Genomic DNA, 256 nt, shown 5'->3' with positions numbered 1-256 from the left:
CAACTACTGTATGGGAGAATAACCGTGAAATATTTAATGGCTAAAGGCCTTGTTATTGCCTCATTAATCATCGGGCTTTCTGCTTGTGGTGGCGGCGATGTTGAAAAGAATCCGCCTGCGCAACAAACGCCACAATCTGACGTGTATACCGGCCCTGCAGCAGCAACGGCTGATATTCAAAAATACAAAGCATCGTTGTGGGATAACATCTCAACCCAAGACAAATGCGGTGCGTGCCATACAGAAGGTAATCAAG

General features: G+C 46.1%; 1 protein-coding gene. It reads left to right on the top strand.

The genetic code is table 11. The features are described 5' to 3' along the window. Nucleotides 1-24 precede the first annotated feature (24 nt). On the top strand, nucleotides 25-256 hold a 232-nt coding region (locus AAEZ00_RS21675), incomplete at its 3' end, for a hypothetical protein (RefSeq protein ID WP_351090039.1).

The sequence above is a fragment of the Shewanella sp. S1-49-MNA-CIBAN-0167 genome (assembly GCF_040310145.1).
In the GTDB taxonomy this organism is placed as follows: Bacteria; Pseudomonadota; Gammaproteobacteria; order Enterobacterales; family Shewanellaceae; genus Shewanella; species Shewanella psychromarinicola.
The sequence above is the reverse complement of the archived record's forward strand: the minus strand, read 5'-3'. Positions and strand labels throughout refer to the sequence as shown.